This window comes from Methylosinus sp. C49, from assembly GCF_009936375.1.
In the GTDB taxonomy this organism is placed as follows: domain Bacteria; phylum Pseudomonadota; class Alphaproteobacteria; order Rhizobiales; family Beijerinckiaceae; genus Methylosinus.
The window spans coordinates 1840683-1856490 of record NZ_AP022332.1 but is presented as its reverse complement, the minus strand read 5'-3'; the positions used below and the strand labels follow the sequence as shown (position 1 = coordinate 1856490).

The 15808-nt window shown below is 65.9% G+C and carries 14 protein-coding genes; 6 read left to right on the top strand and 8 right to left on the bottom strand.

The features are described 5' to 3' along the window. Positions 1-39: 39 nt before the first annotated feature. Positions 40-558, bottom strand: coding sequence for a ubiquinol-cytochrome c reductase iron-sulfur subunit (petA, locus tag GYH34_RS08970; protein WP_161913280.1), 519 nt, complete (start codon positions 556-558; stop codon positions 40-42). A gap of 296 nt (positions 559-854) precedes the next feature. On the opposite strand from petA, the gene GYH34_RS08965 reads away from it, so the two are divergent. Beyond that, complete coding sequence (locus GYH34_RS08965; protein WP_161913279.1) at positions 855-1496, top strand: LysE family translocator; 642 nt, start codon at positions 855-857, stop codon at positions 1494-1496. Between the two features lie 46 nt (positions 1497-1542). Here the strand turns inward: GYH34_RS08965 and GYH34_RS08960 are convergent, their stop codons facing one another. The 3 genes from GYH34_RS08960 to GYH34_RS08950 form a co-directional block, all read right to left on the bottom strand. Next, on the bottom strand, positions 1543-2316 hold the full coding sequence (locus GYH34_RS08960; RefSeq protein ID WP_244635330.1) for an outer membrane beta-barrel protein: 774 nt from the start codon (positions 2314-2316) through the stop codon (positions 1543-1545). Between the two features lie 58 nt (positions 2317-2374). Beyond that, the gene (locus tag GYH34_RS08955; protein WP_244635329.1) at positions 2375-4867 is read right to left on the bottom strand and encodes a TonB-dependent receptor; all 2493 of its coding nucleotides are present in this window, start codon (positions 4865-4867) and stop codon (positions 2375-2377) included. 345 nt (positions 4868-5212) lie between these two features. Further along, positions 5213-6829 (bottom strand): PepSY domain-containing protein, encoded by a 1617-nt coding sequence (locus GYH34_RS08950; RefSeq protein WP_161913277.1) that lies wholly within the window; start codon positions 6827-6829, stop codon positions 5213-5215. A 321-nt stretch (positions 6830-7150) separates the two neighbouring features. Between GYH34_RS08950 and GYH34_RS08945 the strand changes: the two genes are divergently transcribed. After that, complete coding sequence (locus GYH34_RS08945; protein ID WP_161913276.1) at positions 7151-8020, top strand: hypothetical protein; 870 nt, start codon at positions 7151-7153, stop codon at positions 8018-8020. Positions 8021-8053: 33 nt separating this feature from the next. Here the strand turns inward: GYH34_RS08945 and GYH34_RS08940 are convergent, their stop codons facing one another. Then, positions 8054-8449: a DUF202 domain-containing protein gene (locus GYH34_RS08940; RefSeq protein WP_161913275.1), complete on the bottom strand. Its 396-nt coding sequence runs from the start codon at positions 8447-8449 to the stop codon at positions 8054-8056. 134 nt (positions 8450-8583) lie between these two features. Between GYH34_RS08940 and GYH34_RS08935 the strand changes: the two genes are divergently transcribed. After that, positions 8584-8859: a hypothetical protein gene (locus tag GYH34_RS08935; protein ID WP_161913274.1), complete on the top strand. Its 276-nt coding sequence runs from the start codon at positions 8584-8586 to the stop codon at positions 8857-8859. Positions 8860-8862: 3 nt separating this feature from the next. On the opposite strand, the gene epsC is transcribed toward GYH34_RS08935, so the two are convergent. Further along, positions 8863-9753 carry a serine O-acetyltransferase EpsC gene (gene epsC, locus GYH34_RS08930; RefSeq protein WP_161914951.1) on the bottom strand — a complete coding sequence of 297 codons (891 nt, stop codon included), beginning with the start codon at positions 9751-9753 and terminating at the stop codon, positions 8863-8865. 226 nt (positions 9754-9979) lie between these two features. On the opposite strand from epsC, the gene GYH34_RS08925 reads away from it, so the two are divergent. Both GYH34_RS08925 and GYH34_RS08920 read left to right on the top strand, forming a co-directional pair. Further along, a complete protein-coding gene (locus GYH34_RS08925; RefSeq protein ID WP_161913273.1) occupies positions 9980-12022 on the top strand; it encodes a M3 family metallopeptidase in 2043 nt (680 codons plus the stop codon). 62 nt (positions 12023-12084) lie between these two features. Beyond that, the gene (locus GYH34_RS08920) at positions 12085-13248 is read left to right on the top strand and encodes an aminotransferase class I/II-fold pyridoxal phosphate-dependent enzyme (RefSeq protein ID WP_161913272.1); all 1164 of its coding nucleotides are present in this window, start codon (positions 12085-12087) and stop codon (positions 13246-13248) included. Positions 13249-13259: 11 nt separating this feature from the next. Here GYH34_RS08920 and GYH34_RS08915 read toward each other — a convergent pair whose 3' ends face one another. Together GYH34_RS08915 and GYH34_RS08910 are read right to left on the bottom strand one after the other, a co-directional pair. Continuing rightward, positions 13260-14597, bottom strand: coding sequence for a HAMP domain-containing sensor histidine kinase (locus GYH34_RS08915; RefSeq protein WP_244635328.1), 1338 nt, complete (start codon positions 14595-14597; stop codon positions 13260-13262). Further along, positions 14594-15307, bottom strand: a complete 714-nt coding sequence (locus tag GYH34_RS08910) for a response regulator transcription factor (RefSeq protein WP_161913271.1) — start codon at positions 15305-15307, stop codon at positions 14594-14596. The genes GYH34_RS08915 and GYH34_RS08910 overlap by 4 nt, the downstream gene beginning before the upstream one ends. A 182-nt stretch (positions 15308-15489) precedes the next feature. On the opposite strand from GYH34_RS08910, the gene GYH34_RS08905 reads away from it, so the two are divergent. Further along, on the top strand, positions 15490-15789 hold the full coding sequence (locus tag GYH34_RS08905; RefSeq protein ID WP_161913270.1) for a hypothetical protein: 300 nt from the start codon (positions 15490-15492) through the stop codon (positions 15787-15789). The last annotated feature ends 19 nt before the right edge of the window (positions 15790-15808 follow it).

Here is a 15808-nt window from a genome sequence, read left to right as displayed (position 1 = left end):
ATGTCGTCTCGGAGGTTGGGACGGCGACGGGGGCCGCGATCAGCCGATCTTGATCTTGGTGTCGCTCAGGAAGGCGTAATCGGGCACTTCGAGATTGCTCGGAGCCGGACCGCTGCGAATGCGGCCGGAGGTGTCGTAGGTGGAGCCGTGGCAGGGGCAGAACCAGCCGTGGAACTCGCCCTCATGGCCGGTGGGAATGCAGCCCAAATGCGTGCAGACGCCGACGACGACCAGCCACTCCGGCTTCTGCACGCGCGCCGAATCGGCCTGCGGATCGGGGAGCTCGGCGAGCGGGACGTTCTGCGCGGCCTCGATCTCCTGCTTGGTGCGGTGCCGCACGAAGACCGGCTTGCCGCGCCATTTGACGGTGACGATCTGCCCCTCGGGAATGGCCGAGATGTCGAGCTCCGTCGAGGCCAGAGCCAGCGTCGAAGCGTCTGGATTCATCTGCGCGATCAAGGGCCATACGGCGGCGCCCGCTGCGACCGTCGCCGCCGCCCCCGTGGCGAGGAACAAAATATCCCGGCGGCTCGGCTCCGCCTTTGTCGCATTGCTCACTTTCTGGAACCTCTCTCGCGAGTTCGACCCTGACCCCTGCCTCGGCAACGCGAATGGAAACAAATCCATCCGCGATGGGCGCGCCTGTTTTGAGCAGTTTGGCGTGAGACCGCAAGCGGCCTTCGCGTCGCTGCGACAAATCGCGCGCTTGCCGGCGCCTCGATCAGTGGCGCAGCAGCCCGCTCCTGTCCACAAACGGCCCTTGGGAAATTTTGTCAACCGCCAGCGGCGTCGCGGCTTGACGTCGGAGCCCGCGGCGAGGCTCATGCGGGTCGCTCCGGGAGGCGTGCGAGGATATGAGCGGCCGTTATCTCTTTTTCGTGGCGACGGTGGTCAGCCTCATCGCGGTTCCGGGGCCGGACATGCTCTATGTGCTCGGCCGGTCTCTGGCTTCCGGCGCGCGAGCAGGCTGCTTCTCCGCCGCCGGCATAGCATTCGGCTATACGTTGCTCACCCTGCTGTTGGCCGCCGGCTTTCAGCTCGTCCTCGCGGCTTTTCCGGCGCTGTTCCTCGGCCTCAAATATATCGGCGTCGCCTATCTCTCCTGGCTGGCCTTTCGGCTCATACGCTCGGACGGCGGCTTCGAGACGCTGAGCCGCGGCCCCGGCCGCACGGATTGGGCGGCCTTCTCGGCCGGCGTCGGCACCAGCCTGCTCAATCCCAAGGGGCTTCTGTTCTATTTCGCGATACTGCCGCAGTTTTTCGACGCCGCAGCCGGGCCGTTCTGGCGGCATGCGCTCGTCTATGGCTGGACCACGAGCTTCTTGTGCCTGACGCTCTACTCGGCGCTCGGCTGCGCAGCGAGCTATGGCGCGCGGCGCTGGACGCCGGAGCCGACGGCCAGCCGCAATCTCTCGCGTCTCGCGGGCCTTTTGCTGCTCGTTTCGGTAATGGCCATGCTGGGCGCCGAATGGAGCGGCGCGACGGCGGCTCATTGAGGCGCCCGCGGCCGCAAAGAGGCCGCGGACTCGGTGAGGATCCGGCCTATTTTGTCACGATCGGCGCGGCCGTGGCAGCGGCCGGCGTCGTGAAATGATAATTGACGCCGCCGCGCATGATATGGCCGGCGCTCTTCACATTGATCGGCGCGGCGCCGAAATTAGTGGAATAGCTGACGCCCGAGTCGGCGAGCTGCGTGTAGAGATATTCGCCCTTCACCGAGATCTTGTCCGACCAAGCGTATTCGAAGCCGGCGCCCGCGGTCCAGCCGGCGCGCACCGTCGTTCCCGTGCTCAGCTGGCCGACGGTGAGCGGAAGGACCGAGGTGAAGCTGGTCGGCGCGAAATCCGTTCCATAGGCGAAGCCCGCCGTTCCATAGACGAGCCATTTCGGCGCGAAGGCGTAGCCGGCACGGCCGCGGAATGTGCCGAACACGCCGGTCTCCGTGGCGCTCGGCGTGTTCCAGCCGACCGTCTCCGCATTTTGCGACCCGCGATAGCCGAAATCGGCTTCGAGGCCGAGGACGATCGTCGGCGTCCATTGCCAATTATAGCCGAGCGTTCCGCCGCCGAGGAAGCCCGCGCCGCGAATGGGTGTGTCGCGCAAATAGGCGAAGGTCCCCTCGCCGAGCAGCGCGCCGGCATAGGCGCCGACATAGAACCCCTGCCAGCTGAACGCGGGAGCCGGGGCCGCCAGCGGAGCGGGCGGCGCCTTGGCGGAAGGAAGATCGGCGGCGATGGCGGAGCCCGCCGCGAGCGCGCCGACAAGGGCGCCAACAAGGGCGCCGATCAGCCCAATCCTGTCATTCATATTTCGCATATTTGCACTCCTCGAACGCGCGCCGCTCCACGCGAGCGCAGCGAAAGCAGCCAAAACTTCAATAGAGCTTGACGGTCAGCGTGCCGCCGAAGGTTCGCGGCTGCGCCGGCAGCGTCGCGGTCGCCGCGGTGGTGACTGTTCCCGGGTTCCAAGTGGTGACATAGCGCTGGTCGAAGAGATTCTTCGTCCAGATCATCAGCTGCCAGCTCTCGTCATCCGCGCGCAGGCCCAGGCCCGCATTCACCAGCGCATAGGCCGGCTGCCAATATTGGAAGACGGAATACGGATTGGTGAGCCGCTGCTTGTCGCGCCAGGACAGATTCGCATAGAGGATTCCGGTGACGGGACGGTTGGCCCAGCCGCCGACATCGGCGAAGAGTTTGCCGAGCGGATGCTCGTAGTTGGCGCCGGCGTTGAACGACCACAGCGGGAAATTCTCGAAACGCGAATTGTCGCGATTGAGCGACGCCGGCGCGGCCGGCTGCCCCGCCGCCGTCGGCCAGAGCCAATCGGCCGGCGGCGGCGATTTGTCGAAATTGACGTAGCGCGCTTCCGCATAGGCGCCGTTGAGCGTGAGCCACAGCCGCTCGACCGGGCTCCAGCGCGCGTCAAGCTCTATGCCGCGCAAACGCACATGACCGATGTTGCCGAGATAGTTGCGACGCAGGACCTGGCCGGTGCTGTCGCGATAGTCGGTGTTCACGAGCTGCGCCTGATAATTGAAAATATCGTTCCAATAGACATTGGCGTTGACGATGAGCTTATTGTCGAGCCAATTGGTCTTGACGCCGAGCTCATAGTCCCAGGACACCTCCGGCTTGGTGATGACGGGCTGAAACTGCTTGAAGTTGCCCTTGTCGTCGAGGATCGGTTGCGCATCCGTATTGGTCGCGCCGGATTTTTCGCCGCGCGCCACCGAGCCATAGACGAGGATATTCTCATTGTAGCGATAGGACGGATTGAAGAGGCCGGAGAGCGAGTTGAAATATTTCTTCACCGCGCCGGTGTCGTAGAAGCCGACGCCGCCGCCGCCGCGGATCGCGGCGTCCACCACAGCAGGATCGAGGCCGACGCCCCAAGCCTCTTCCCAGGCGAACACCGAGCCTTCGCGAATCTCATAGGTGTCGCGCAGGCCGAAGGTCAGCGCCCATTGCTCGTCGATGTGGTAGGTCCCCTGCCCGAAAGCCGCGACGCTGAAGGTCGTCGCCTTGCCGTCGCGATGATTCTTGAAACCGTTGAGCAGCGAATTGCGCCGCGCGATCGCCGTCGCCGTATTGCCCGGATTGAACCAGCCTCCCGCGTCGGAGCCGAAATCGAAATGATTGAGCGACCAAACGCGCTCATAGAGCGAGTAGAGGCCGGTCTGCCATTCGAAGCTCTGCTCTTTCGGCGAGGCGAGGCGAATCTCCTGCGAGAATTGATCGACGGTGACGTCATAGGCGTTGGAAGTGATCTCGGTGAGCTGCTCGCCGAGCGAATTGCGCGGATGCAGGCGGAACTCGCGCCAGGCGGAAATCGAGGTGAGCGTGTTCTCGCCTATGTTCCAATTGAATGTGTCGGAGACGCCGATCGTCCGCTGATCGAGCGTGCCGACGCGCGTCTGGAAGCGCGCGTAGGGATCATAGGTGAGGATCGGCTTGCCGAGACGATTGGCCAGCGTCGTCGCGTAAGAAGCGCCGAGCGTTCCATTGGCGAAGAGCGGAACCGAATCGCCGACCACGCCGCTGCCGGAATTATTATATTCATGCGCGGTGGAGCGGTCGAAGATGAGCCGGTTGGTGATCTCGTCGCCGACATAATAGAGCTGGCCGCGCACGCCCCAGCGATCATTGTTGAGATAGCTCGCGCCGGTGACGGCGTCGCGAATCCAGCCGTCGCCCTTGTCGAGATAGAAAGTGACGCGATAAGCGAGCTTGTCGTCGATGATCGGGCCGGTGACGTTGAGCTTCTCGATGAAGCGATTGTAATTGGCGAAAGACGACTCGATCGTCGCCGAGCGCGTGAAGGCTGGCAATTGCGTGCGGATGACGACCGCGCCGACCGTCGTGTTCTTGCCGAGCAGCGTGCCCTGCGGGCCGCGCGCCACCTCGAAGGATTGCAGATCGACGAAGTCCTGCCACTGAAAGCCGACATGGGTGTAGAAAACATCGTCGACGATATAGCCGACCGACGCCTCCGAGCCGTCGGCGCCGCCCGATGACGCGCCCGTGCCGCCGGCGACGCCTCGGATCGCAGTGCCGGAGGTGCGCGGGTTGGAGATGTTCGGACGATAATTGGGGACCTTTTCAGCAAAATCGGACAGACGCTCGAGACGCTCGCGCTCGGCCGCCTTGGGGCCGACGACGCTGACGGGCAGAGGAACGTCCTGGGCCTTTTCCTCGCGGTTGCGCGCCGTGACGGTGACGTCGTCGACCTGCGCGCTCACCGCGGCGCCGCCGGACTGGCCGATCGTTGGATCGGGGATCGGCGCCGATTGCGCGGCCGCAGGGACCGCTCCAAAGACCAGAACGCCCCCCGCCGCCAATGAAGCGAAGCCGACGCTGCGCAACAAATTCGCACGCGACTCTCTCTTTTCTCCGCTCGCTCTCGACATCGCCACTGTTTCCCCATGTCCCGTCGCCGCGGCTCCTCGCGGGGCCGCAGCGACGGTCTACACAGCGCCCCCCGATGGCGCGCTTACTTACAATATCTATAGACTACGTAGTTTTTATAGGGCACGTCAACAGCTACGCTCGCCCTCGCCGGCGAGCGGCGGACTTTCGGGCGTCGCCTGCGGTGCTGGAGCGACAGGCGTGGCGCGCGAGCGCAAAAAAAAGCCCCGCCTCCTCACGGAGACGGGGCATTTTCTCTTATCCCTAGGATGAAAATAGAGAGCTCCGGCCGGAGCCTTCGCCCGTCAGGCGGTTTGCGCGGCGCGCCTCGGGCGCCTTTCGCCGCTCGCGGCCTGGGGAACGGGGAGGGAGCGCCGTAGGCGCCGCCACGCCAGCACAACGGCGCTGGCGCTGAGCGCGACGCCGAAGGAGACCCATACGCCCATCCAGCCCCACCACAGCCAATGATTGCGGAACCAGCCGAAATCCCAATGATGGACGGCCGAATAGACCCAGCGATAGACGCGCCGGCTCGTGTCGAATTTCGCGAGCAGGCGGCCGTCTGTCGGATCGACATAGAGAGACGTATGCTCGGCGTCGACGAAATCGACGCGCAGCACGGGCAAGGGCTTGTCCAGCGCCGTCTGCCGATGATTGGCGAAATAATAGGAATCATAGTCGGCGAGCGTCTCGGCGCCGGCGATGGCGACGCCCTCCTTCAGCCGAGTCGCGGCGGCGAGAATCGATTGCTCGCCGAGGCCGGCGACGGCGCCCGGAACGGCGAGGGCGCGGCGCGCGCCGTCACGCGATTGCGCGAGCAGCAGCGCCTCCTCGCCGAGACAGCTCCAGGCGAGCTCGACGACGTCAGCGGCGAGGCCGAGCGCGTCCGAGGGCCGCCAGTCGACGAAAGCCTGTGGAAGCGCGGCGCCGCGATAGCGCGCCAGCTCCTCGCGGCTCGCTGTGGCCTGCGAGAAGATCTGCCCCGGATTGGTGGAGAGAAAGCCGCTCGCCGCCCAGAAGAAGGCGAAAGTGCCACCGATGAGTCCGGCCCAGAAATGATATTTCAGCCAGGTCTCGCGATAGGGCTGCGTGCGCCCGCGCGCATAGGTCGGACGGCCGAAAAACCCCGGCTTCCATTTGATCCAGCCGATGACGATGCCGGTAAAGGCCCCGATGGCGGCGAAAAATCCGACATAGGTCAGCGCGTCGCGACGATACTCGCCGGCGCCGAGCACATCCAGCCAGCGGAAGAGATGCAGCCAATTGCCGGCGTAGATGAAAGCGCGCTCGACCCGCGTCGAGACTTGCGCGACCTCGCCCGTGCGCGCCGAGACGATGATCTGCGTGCCCGCGCCGTCGCCCGTCGCGAATCGATGAAACGGCTTCAGCGTCTCGGCGTTGCGCACGCCGATGGCCGCATCCACCGTGTCGAGATAGAGCAGCGAGGATGCGCCGAGCCAGTCGCGGGCGATTCGCTCCGCCGCTCGCGGATCGAAATCGACGAGCGCGCCATTGGTCGCAGAAAGGGCGAAGCGCCGGCCGGCGTCGTCCTCGACCAGCCAGATCGGCTCGTCGCCCACGCGCTGCAGCCGGGCATCGGCGAGGCCGCGCTCCGCCTTGGCGCCGCCATGCGCATGATGGCCGCCGCCGCCCATTCCCCCGCCATGTCCCATGCCGCCGCCGGCGGCCTCGCCCCTCGCCTTTACGGCCTGCGCGCGCGCTGCGGCGCTGGCGCTCAGCGCCTCGCCCAGCGAGAGCCAGCCGTCCTGCGGCAGAAGCGCCGGCGCATGCGCCAGCCTCTGCGCACGGTCGATCGTCGGCGAGCCGATGAAGGCGATGGATAATCCGGTGGAGAACCAGACGAGCATGAATAGCGCCAATATGACGCCCACCCATCTGTGAAGAAAGAGCAATTTCGACATTCGTGACGCTCCGCATCGCGCTGAATGGCCACGGCGGCGGCTCCGCCGACGGCAAGAAAAATCGCCACGAAATTTAATTGATGAATATGACTAGGTAAATAGGAATATATCGGCCTTTCCCGGCCGTCGCAATGCGATGGACGCGGCCGCCGCCCGGCCCGCGGCTCCCCTCCCCGCGCGGGATTGCGTGGTGGCCACAAGCGGATTCTCCACAATCGCGAAGCCGTCGTCTTCGGCGCTAGCGTTTCTCCTGCGCCTCGGACACTCGCGACATTTCAGCGGATCGCGATCGATGGGCCGGGCGCTCTGCGGAGGAGCGGCGTGGGCACTTATATCGCGCATACGCGACGCAAGACGAAGCCGAGCAAGGCGGAGACGTCGACGATCGATGCGGAGGCGATGGCGGCGCGCGAGCAAGCGCTCGCCGAGCTGCGCGAGCAGCAGCGCGTGGAGGCCGAGCGCCAGCGCGCCGAGAAGGCCGCGCGCGCGCTGCGTCGCGCCGTCAGCAAGCGCATGGCCCCTGCCGATCCCGATACGTCGGGACGCCGCCGCACGGCGACGCGCGCCGCCGGCATCATGCTGATCTCGGCGACCGGCGGATTGCGCACTCAGAGCGTGTCGCTGTTTCGCGGCTCTGGCCGCGCCGGCTCCGATCTCTGGCTCGCCGATGTCCAATTCGAGCAAGAGAAGGGCGTCACCCACTTCATCAATGATCTCGCGACGCCGGCCGACAAGGACGCGCTGCATGCGATGCGCGCGCTGGCGCCGAGAATCGCCGAGCATATTTTCCTCGGCGCGCCGCCGCAGGACGGAATCGACGACCGCAATATGAGCACCGCCTTTCGTCTGGCGCAGTCCTTCATGCACAAGACGCAATACACGGCCTCTCTCTCCGAGGAGGAGAAGCAGCGGCGAAGCTGCTCCATCTTCGAGGAGCTGCAATCGGTCACGGCGATGCGCCTGCGGCATTTGCAGAAGGAGCAGGAGCGCATCGTCGAGATGCTCATGCACAAGACGAAATTGTATCGCTCGGAATGCAACGGCCTGCTCGCGCCCATCTATGAGGGATACGAGGAATTCCGCCGCGCCGAGCAGGAAGGCCGGCCGCGGCGCACGCCGCAGCATGAGGCGCCGGCGCCGATCGCGCCGCTCGAGGAAGACCTCCCCGCGACGGGCACGCATGGTCGGTGAACCGGTCACAGAGAGCGGGATCGTCGCGTCGCGTCAGCCGATCGCGAGATAGACGACGAATCCGGAGCCGAGCAGCAGCAGCGCGGCGAGAACGACGAGCTCGAACACGCCAGCGTCGAAACCATGCTGCGCCTCGTCGGCGATGAGACGCCGCGTGCGGATGAAACGTACGGTTGCGACGATGATCAGCGCAACGCCCCCGAGCACCAGAAGGCCGCCGCCTCCACCGCTCGTCAATGGTCCCGACAATTTTTCGAACCGCCGCAAGATCGGACCACGCTCTACCTCCGGTAGTGTGATGCTGATCGTATGCACGAAAAGATCGAATTTCTCGATCACGAAGCCGAGCGCCATGATCGCAATGCCGGTGCGAACCCATGCGAGAAACGTCCGCTCATTGGCGGCATGGCTGACGTAATCGCGAATCATGACGTCTCCTCTCGCATGGTCGGGGAACGCGATTCGCGCGGGCGCGGGCGCGACGAGTCGACGCGTATTGAACCCCTTCGGCGACGCGATAGATAGCCCGATGTCGATCCGCCGACATCTTCGGAGCATCCGTCATGATCTATCCGATGAGGAGCCTCACGGCCGCCATTGTGATCGCCGCGAGCGCCGCCGCCGCCCAGGATTGTCGATCGACGAGCGACTCGGGCGCCACGCGATGCGTCGCGGGCGTGCTCTACCGATGCACATGCACGCGCGGAATCGGCGCGACCACATGCACATGGGACAATGCCGCGGCGCTGTGCTCGGCGCTCTCCGCGCATGACGCGCCGAGGGGCGACATAGAAGCGAAGGAGGAGCCTGCGCCGAGCGCCGCCGCGCTGACGCCGTGACGCTCAGATGCCGGCGCCGAAGGTGAAGGATTCGCTCAGCGGCTTCGCCTGCGTGACATTGCTGCCCGCCGGCACACTGTGCGTCAGCCAGACATTGCCGCCGATGACGGAGCCGCGACCGATGGTGATGCGGCCGAGCACTGTGGCGCCTGCGTAGATCACCACATCGTCCTCGATGATCGGATGACGCGCGCCGCCCTTCACCAGCGCGCCGTCCGCATCGACCTCGAATCGCTTGGCGCCCAGCGTCACCGCTTGATAGAGCCGCACATTCTTGCCGATGACGGCGGTCTCGCCGATGACGACGCCGGTGCCGTGATCGATGAAGAAGCCTTCGCCGATCTCCGCTCCCGGATGAATGTCGATTCCCGTCGCCGAATGCGCGATCTCCGAGACGAGCCGCGCGAGCATGGGCGCGCCGAGCAGATAGAGACGATGCGCGAGCCTGTGGCGAATGATCGCCGAAAGGCCGGGATAGGAGAACACCACCTCGTCGAGGCTCTTGGCCGCGGGATCGCCCTCATAGGCGGCGCGAATATCTGTGTCGAGCAGCGCCCGTATCAGCGGCAACGCCTGCGCGAAAGCGTCGACGATCTCATGCGCGCGCGAGCGATGGTCGATCGTTCCGTCGTCCGAGCCGTTGGCCAGCAATTGCAGCTCGCGCCGCACCTGCTCGCGCAAGGCGCGCAGGCTCTTGTCCAGCGTGTAGAGCACAAAGCCGTCGGCGCCGTCGGTGGTCAGCTCCGGCGGACCGAAATGGCGCGGATAGAGGCTCGCCGCGAGCGCGTCGATGATCTCTGTCGTCGCCTCGCGCGAGGGCAGCTCGGGCAGGCGCCCATCACGATAACGGCGCTTCTGCGCGGCGCGGCGCAATTCGCCGAGTTCCGCGACGATACGGCCGAGTTGCGGAAAGCCGCTGAGCTCGGACCCATTTCCCGCATGCGGCCCCTGCTTTGCTTGCGTCACCGCGCCGCTCCTTCGACAGGCGGCGGAAACCGTCGCCTCATTATATTCAGTCTATAAATCTACTACACTAATAAGGGATCGCCGACAACCGCCGAGTCGGCTGGCGCGGCGGCGTCCGAGCCCTTAAATCTGCCTGCGAAGTCCGAGGGATCCGATGACGACCGAAAATCCGCTGCTCTTTGCCTCGACCAGAGCTTTCGGCCTGCCGGCCTTCGGCGCGCTGAAGGCCGAGCACTACCGTCCCGCCTTCGAGGCGGCCATGGCGGAAAATCTGGCCGAGATCGCGCGCATCGCCGACGATCCCGCGCCGCCCGATTTCGAGAACACGATCGCCGCTCTCGAGCGCTCCGGCCGCCTTCTGGCGCGCATCGGCGGCGTCTTCTGGAATCTCGCTGCGACCGACGCCACGCCCGAGCTGCAGGAGATCGAGCGCGACATTTCCGGCGAATTGGCGCGACACGAGAATGAGATATTGCTGAGCGCGGCGCTGTTCTCGCGCGTCGATGCGCTCTACGCCCGCCGCGACGCGCTGGCGCTGACCGACGAGCAGGCGCGCGTGCTGGAGCTGACGCACAAGCGCTTCCTGCGCGCCGGCGCGAAGCTCGACGAGACGGCGAAGCGCCGCATGGCCGAAATATCCGAGCGCCTCGCCAATCTCACCACCGATTTCGCGCAGAATGTCCTCGCCGACGAGGCCGATTATCTGCTGCTGCTCGACGAGAGCGATCTCGACGGACTCTCCGAAGATTTTCGCGCCGCCGCGGCCAATGTCGCGCAAGAGCGCGGCGCGCCGGACAAATATGGCGTCACGCTGGCGCGCTCGAGCGTCGAGGTTTTTCTGCAGAGCTCGACGCGCCGCGATCTGCGCGAGACCGCCTTCCGCGCCTGGGCCAGCCGCGGCGAGACTGGCGGCGCGACCGATAATCGCGCGCTGATCGCCGAGATTTTGCGCCTGCGCGAGGAGCGCGCGCGGCTCAATGGCTTTGCGAATTTCGCCGCCTATAAGCTCGACGACACGATGGCGAAGACGCCGGCAGCGGTGCGCGAGCTCTTGGATCGCGTCTGGGCGCCGGCGCTCGCGGCGGCGAAGACGGAGCGCGACGATCTGCAGGCGCTCGCCGAACGCGACGGCGCCAATGTCGCGATCGGCGCCTCCGACTGGCGCCATTACGCCGAGCGCGTGCGCAAGGAGCGCTATGATCTCGACCAGGCGGAGCTGCGTCCCTATTTCCAGCTGGATCAGATGATCGCCGCCGCCTTCCATGTCGCGACACGTTTGTTCGGCCTCTCCTTCGTCGAGGTGGAAGGGCTCGATCTCTATCACCCGAGCGTGCGCGCATTCGATGTCCGTGATACGAAGGGCGAGCATGTCGCGCTCTTCCTCGGCGATTATTTCGCGCGCCCCTCCAAGCGCGGCGGCGCCTGGATGTCAGAATTCCGCAGCCAGGAAAACCTCAGCGGACGCATTCGTCCCATCGTCGTCAATGTGCTGAATTTCTCGCGTGCGCCCGATGGCGCGCCGACTCTGCTCAGCCTCGACGACGCGCACACTTTGTTTCACGAATTCGGCCATGCGCTGCATGGCATGTTGTCGGACGTCACCTATCCGCTCGTCGCGGGAACCAATGTCGCGCGCGATTTCGTCGAGCTGCCCTCGCAGCTCTATGAGCATTGGCTGCTGGAGCCCGAAATTCTCCGCGGCTTCGCGCGCCACGCCGAGACCGGCGCGCCAATGCCGGAGGAATTGCTCGAGCGCATCCAAAAGTCGCGGCACTTCAATCAGGGCTTCGCCAGCGTCGAATTCTGCGCCTCCGCCTATGTCGATCTCGATCTGCACGAAAGCGCCATAGACGAGAGCTTCGATGCGCTTGCCTTCGAGCGCGAGAGCCTCGCGCGCATATCGATGCCGGAAGAGATCGTGATGCGGCACAGGACGCCGCATTTCACCCATGTCTTCGCCGGCGACGGCTATTCGGCCGGCTATTACTCCTATCTCTGGGCGGAGACGCTGGACGCCGACGCCTATGAGGCTTTCCTCGAGGCCGGCGATCCTTTCGCGCCCGACATTGCCGAACGCTTGCGCCGTCACATCTACGCCGCCGGCGGAACGCAGGACCCGGCCGACGCCTATGTGGCCTTTCGCGGCCGCATGCCGAATGTCGATGCGCTGCTGCGCCAGCGCGGCTTCGCGCGTTAGCCGAACGAGAGCGCAGCGGCGCGCCCCACGAATGTCACATTCATCGCCGCTATGCTGATCGCATGACGACGCCTCCCTCCCCTTCCAAGCGCAGCGCCATCGCGCCCTTCATCGCGATGGATGTGCTGAGCGAAACACGCGCGCTCGAGCGGCAGGGCCGCCGCATCGTCCATATGGAGCTGGGCGAGCCCGGCGCTCCGGCGCCGCTCGCCGTGCGCGAGGCCGCGGCGCGCGCGCTGGCCGAAGGCGCCATCGGCTATGCCGAGGCGCTCGGCCGCCCGGCGCTGCGTCAGCGCATCGCGCGCCATTATGGCGAGGCCTATGGCGTCGAAGTCTCGCCGGAGCGCGTCATCGTCACCACCGGATCGTCGGGCGCTTTTCTGCTGGCTTTTCTCGCCGGTTTCGATCCGGGCGCGCGCATCGCGATGACGGCGCCGGGCTATCCGGCCTACGCGAATATTCTCGCCTCGCTCGGCCTCGAACCCGTGCTGATCGATGTGGGCGCCGACACGCGCTATTCGCCGACCGCCGCTCTGCTCGAGGCGGCGCATCGCGCAAAACGCCTCGACGGCGCGCTGCTGGCGAGCCCGGCCAATCCCACCGGCGCGATGATTCCGAGCGACGAATTTCAAAAAATCTGCGCCTTCTGCGCGGACGCCGGAATTCTCTTCGTCTCCGACGAGATTTATCACGGGCTCTCTTACGAGCGGCCTTGCGAGACCGCGCTGGCGCATTCACGCGGCGCCATCGTCGTGAACAGCTTTTCCAAATATTATGCGATGACCGGCTGGCGGCTCGGCTGGCTGATCGCGCCAGAGCCCCTAGTGCGGCCGATGGAGCGGCTGCAGCAATCGCTCGCCATTTCGGCGCCGACTCTGGCGCAGATCGCCGCGCTCGAGGCCTTCGAGGCGAAGGCGGAGCTCGAGGCGGTGAAGGCGGGCTATGCGCGCAGCCGCGCGCTCTTGCTGGAACGGCTGCCGCGCTTGGGCTTCGCCGATTTCGCGCCGCCGGACGGCGCCTTTTACATCTACGCCGATATCTCGCGCTTTTCCGCGGATTCGGTCGCCTTCTGCAAGCGCATGCTCGAGGAGGCCGGCGTCGCCGTCACGCCCGGAATCGATTTCGATCGCGCGCGCGGCAAGCGCACGCTGCGCTTCTCCTACGCCGGGCCGGAGAGTGAAGTGCGGCTCGGCCTCGATCGTCTCGCGGCCTGGCTCGGAAAGTGAACCGACCTTTTTTAAAACAAAGGCAGCGTAACGGCGACGCGCGCGCCGCCTTTCACAGCGCGGTCGATCGTCACCTCGCCGCCATGCGCCTCGACGAGCGCGCGCACAATGGCGAGGCCGAGGCCGGCGCCGCCCGCTCCGCGACTGCGCGATGTCTCCAGCCGGCTGAACGGCTCCAGCATCAGCGCGCGCTGCGCCTCTGGAATTCCCGGCCCTTCATCCTCCACGGCAATCTCGATGCAAGCGCCGCGCGATGCGAGAGAAACATGCGCAGCATGGCCATATTTCAGCGCATTGTCGATGAGATTGGCGAAGACGCGACGCAGCGCCAATCGATCTCCGAGAACCATCGCATTCGCGACGCCGCCCAAATCTATATCGACAGAAGCGCTCTGCGCGCGATCCTCGACCTCGGCGCGAAGCAGCGCCGCGACGTCGATCATCTCACGCGCGAGGTCTCCGGCGCCGGCGCGACTCGAGAGAAGCGCATCGTCGAGCAGCCGGATCATATCGTCTATGTCCGCAATGGCGCGGCTCCGCTCGCCATCGTCGGCGATCGCTTCGACACGCAGCCGCAGGCGCGTCGCGAATGTGCGCACATCATGCGAAATGCCGCCGATCAGCGCCATGCGCGCGCGTAGGAGTCCGAAGAGCCGCGCCTGCAATCGCTCGAAAGCGGCGACGAGCGCGCGCACTTCCGGCGCATTGCCGCGCTGGCGCGGCAGCAACGCCGGCTCGCCGGAAAGATCGATCGCGTCGACCGCGGCGGCGAGACGCGCGATCGGCTTCGTCTCGCGATGCATGACGAGCAGAGCGGCGAGCGCCACGAGCGTGCCGAAAAGGCCAGCGAGCAGCCCGACCGGAACGCCCGAGCGCGCCACCATCATCGCGCCGCGCGTGTCGATGAGCAGAGTCTCGCCGCCCCGCAATGAAATGCGGAACTCGAGCGCATTGGAGAGCGCGCCCGCGAGACGTGGAAATCGGCGGCCGATCGGCAAAGTGGGGCGCCATTCCAAAATCAGCGCGCGGCCGTCCAGCGCGGCGGCATAGTCGCGGTGGATGTCGTCCGCCACGAGCGGACCGGACGGCGCCGCGACCACGCCGGCCGGCAGTAGCCGCGGCGCGAATAGCGGCGACGCCACCGCCTCCAGCGCCAGCGCGCGCATTTGCGGCGGCGTGCGCTCGATCAGCTCGACGACGGCGGCGACATGCTCGGGGGTCGGCCGCGCGCGCGCGCTCTCGTCCGCGGTGAAGCGATAGAGCGCAGCGATGGCGGCGACCCAAACAGCGGTCAGGCTCACGATGACGATGAGCGTGAGGCGCGCGGCTATGGTCCAGCGCGACATCATGAGAGGCGCCTAACCTCGGCTTTGAACAAATAGCCGCCGTTGCGCACAGTGGCGATGAGATCGCCGCTCGCGCCCGCCGCATCGAGCTTCTTGCGCAGGCGCGAGACCAGCATGTCGATCGCGCGATCGAAAGGATCGGCGTTGCGGCCATGCGTCCAATCGAGCAATTGATCGCGCGTCAGCACGCGGCGCGGATGCTGGACGAAACAGGCGAGCAAATCGAATTCCGCGCTGGTCAGCGCGATCGGCGCGCCGGCGGATTCGAAGTTGCGCGCGTCGAGATCGAGCACGAAGCGATCGAAAGCATAGCGCCGGCTCGCCGGCCGGATCGGCTCCGCCTGGGCGCGACGCAGCAGCGCGCGCACGCGGGCGAGCAATTCGCGCGGCCCGAATGGCTTCGTCAGATAATCATCGGCGCCCATTTCGAGGCCGACGACGCGATCGATCTCGTCGCTTTTCGCCGTCAGCATCAGGATCGGCAGAGAATCGCTCGCGCGCAAGCGCCGGCAGATGGAGAGGCCGTCCTCGCCCGGCAGCATCAGATCGAGGATGAGCAGATCCGGCCGCGCGCGAGAGAGCGATTCGTCCATCGCGCGCGCATCCTGAGCGAGAATGAGCTCGAAGCCCTCACGGCGTAAAAAATCGCCGACCAGCCGGCCGATCTCGGGATCGTCCTCCACCATCAGAATTCGGGCTGCAGGCGCGCTCATGAGGCGAATGTCGATCCACAGCGCCCTTCACGCAAGAGCGCGGGAGGCGCTGTTACACGATGTTACGAAAGCGCGACAAAAGGAGACGAAAAGTCGCGCGATGGTGATCGGCGCAGGACGAAGCGCGCGCATCCTCATCCGCACGTCGAAGCATCGACGGCAAGAGGAAGAGGAGATTTCACATGTTTCGATCCATCGCCGCTCCGGCTCTGGCCGCGCTGACGATATTCGCCGCCGTCTCCGAGGCCGACGCCTGGACGCGCAGCGGCTCCTTCACCGGCCCGCGCGGGACGAGCAATTGGAACGCTTCGAGAAGCTGTGGCGGCGGCTCTTGCTCCTGGGGGCGCGGCGCCTCCGGTCCGCACGGCGCCTGGAGCCGCTCCGGCGCCGCGAGCTGCGCCGGCGGCGTCTGCAATGTCAGCGGCCAAGGCTCGGGACGAGGCGGTCGATCCTATAGCTATTCCCGCTCCGTCTCGCGTTGAGCGGCCAGCCCGCGTCGAG

What these genes read in the sequence shown, in the direction of transcription:
- GYH34_RS08935 (WP_161913274.1), top strand. Translation starts at nt 8,584, where the DNA reads ATGATCTATCCGATGAGGAGCCTCACGGCCGCCATTGTGATCGCCGCG.
- GYH34_RS08960 (WP_244635330.1), bottom strand. Translation starts at nt 2,316, where the DNA reads ATGCGAAATATGAATGACAGGATTGGGCTGATCGGCGCCCTTGTTGGC.
- GYH34_RS08925 (WP_161913273.1), top strand. Translation starts at nt 9,980, where the DNA reads ATGACGACCGAAAATCCGCTGCTCTTTGCCTCGACCAGAGCTTTCGGC.
- GYH34_RS08910 (WP_161913271.1), bottom strand. Translation starts at nt 15,307, where the DNA reads ATGAGCGCGCCTGCAGCCCGAATTCTGATGGTGGAGGACGATCCCGAG.
- GYH34_RS08940 (WP_161913275.1), bottom strand. Translation starts at nt 8,449, where the DNA reads ATGATTCGCGATTACGTCAGCCATGCCGCCAATGAGCGGACGTTTCTC.
- GYH34_RS08915 (WP_244635328.1), bottom strand. Translation starts at nt 14,597, where the DNA reads ATGATGTCGCGCTGGACCATAGCCGCGCGCCTCACGCTCATCGTCATC.
- GYH34_RS08920 (WP_161913272.1), top strand. Translation starts at nt 12,085, where the DNA reads ATGACGACGCCTCCCTCCCCTTCCAAGCGCAGCGCCATCGCGCCCTTC.
- GYH34_RS08965 (WP_161913279.1), top strand. Translation starts at nt 855, where the DNA reads ATGAGCGGCCGTTATCTCTTTTTCGTGGCGACGGTGGTCAGCCTCATC.
- GYH34_RS08950 (WP_161913277.1), bottom strand. Translation starts at nt 6,829, where the DNA reads ATGTCGAAATTGCTCTTTCTTCACAGATGGGTGGGCGTCATATTGGCG.
- GYH34_RS08905 (WP_161913270.1), top strand. Translation starts at nt 15,490, where the DNA reads ATGTTTCGATCCATCGCCGCTCCGGCTCTGGCCGCGCTGACGATATTC.